The organism is Collinsella sp. AM34-10, assembly GCF_003469185.1.
In the GTDB taxonomy this organism is placed as follows: Bacteria; Actinomycetota; Coriobacteriia; order Coriobacteriales; family Coriobacteriaceae; genus Collinsella.
In genome coordinates, this window is sequence record NZ_QSIL01000021.1 from 1 (window position 1) to 1,823 (window position 1,823).

General features: G+C 57.2%; 2 protein-coding genes. Both read right to left on the reverse strand.

From position 1 onward, the window contains the following. On the reverse strand, positions 1–581 hold a 581-nt coding region (locus DW823_RS09600; protein WP_147324174.1), incomplete at its 3' end, for a PTS sugar transporter subunit IIC. 225 nt (positions 582–806) lie between these two features. Beyond that, positions 807–1,697: a DMT family transporter gene (locus DW823_RS09605; protein ID WP_225093980.1), complete on the reverse strand. Its 891-nt coding sequence runs from the start codon at positions 1,695–1,697 to the stop codon at positions 807–809. Positions 1,698–1,823 lie beyond the last annotated feature (126 nt).

The window sequence follows — 1,823 nt, forward strand, 5'->3', positions numbered from 1 at the left end:
CCGAGCATGGCGAAGCCCATGGCCGGCAGGATGTTGGCGGCAACGCCGCAACCGTCGATGATGAAGGGCGGGATGAAGTCGAGCAGGCCCTGGATGGCGTCGGAACCCAAATAGAAGGCGCCGCCGCACAGCAGGAAGTACTCGACGCAGCCCCAGATTCCAATTCCCCAATGAACGGCGTAGATGCCTTTGAGGTTTCCCTTGAGGGCGAACTTGTCTGCCATATCGACAAACACAGGGAACAAGGCATTGGTAATGTTGCCGATCGTCAGCGCAAGGACGGCGATGGGCATGGCGAGCGCGATGGCCGTCTCGGTACCCTGACCGAGCTGAATGGCAAACGCGCAGGCGAGCACGCCGCCGACGGTTTCGTTAGGCGGCACGTAGGCGCCGATGGAAATCGAGCCCATGAACAGCAACTCCAGGCTGGCGCCAACGGCAAGGCCAGTCTGCAGGTCCCCCAGCACCAGGCCCACGAGCGGGCACAGGACGATGGGGCGGAACGCGTAGAGGGTGCCGAGCTGGTAGTCGAGGCATCCAAACGCTCCGACTAAGCCGACGAGGATTGCTTGGACAAGCATAATTCCTCCCAATAAGGAATCTCGAACCGTCGTCACTCCCGTCGCGCGCGTTGTTGATATCAATTCCGGGAGTTCGATTCCACGGCTCGAAGCGTACCTGGTGTGCTGCTAACACCCATGCCAGGCACAAATGATTTGATACCAATTATAGGTATGCAGGTTCGCCTTATTTAATACCAGTCGCTCAGCGGGGTGTTTTTTACCGTAAACGGCAGGCGCATCCCATTAGGCACGCTCTTTGTTTCGATGGCGGACAAGCGCCACCAGAAAGCCGTCGCCAAAAGCATCGGATGCCAAGTTGGCCACAATCACCAAAACGATCATCGCTGCGCCCAAAAACTCGTTCCAGCGAAAGACCTCGCCAAAGAGGAGCGCCGACCAGCAGGGAGCGAGCACGACCTCACTCATGCAAACCAAGTTGGCCGCAAACGCGTTGGTGCGCGCAATCCCCTTGGCATACAGCACACTCGCAAGGCCGCTGCAAAAAAGGCCATGCACCAGCATAAGCCCCCACTCAAAGGGTTTCACGGAGCCTAGGTCGCCGGCAAAATAGACGATCGGAAGTATCGAGATGCCGCAGGAGATGAGCGAGGACACCATGGGCGACGCATCGGGGCGAGAGTTTAAAAAGAAACACAGCCCAAAGGTGGCGCCCGAAATGACGGCAAGCAGATTTCCGAGCATGCCCTCGGCGCTCAAATCACCTAAAAAGAAAAGTCCCATACCCGTAAAAGCAACCACCACGGAGGCAATCTTCGCAGGCGAGGGCAACGTGCGAGTTGCGAGCGATTGATACACGATAACGAAAATCATCGAGGTGTACTGCAGAACGATCGCGTTGCCGACCGTCGTGAGCTGGTTGGCAAAGTTAAACGTGGTGCCCGTCACGAAGTTGCAGACGGCCACAAGGACAATAAGACGGCTGACGCGAAGGACGGGTCTGCCGACGAGCAGGATAAAGAGCGCCATAAATATTGCCGTGACGGCACCGATCAAAAGAGCTGACTGCGAATTGGCGCGAACGAGGATGCCGATAAAACTCCACAAGAGCGCCGTGCCAAATAGATACATCGCCCCGCTCACGCCATTATCGGGTGGATTGTCAGATCGAATCACGAAGCACCTCCAACTAGCTTTCGGTAATAAAAAACGGCGACCGCAATGGGTCGCCGTTTCCCTTGGGGGCAAATAATAGGCCGGGCCCTTACGCCAGCACGCCGAAGAACGCGCCGATGATGCCCA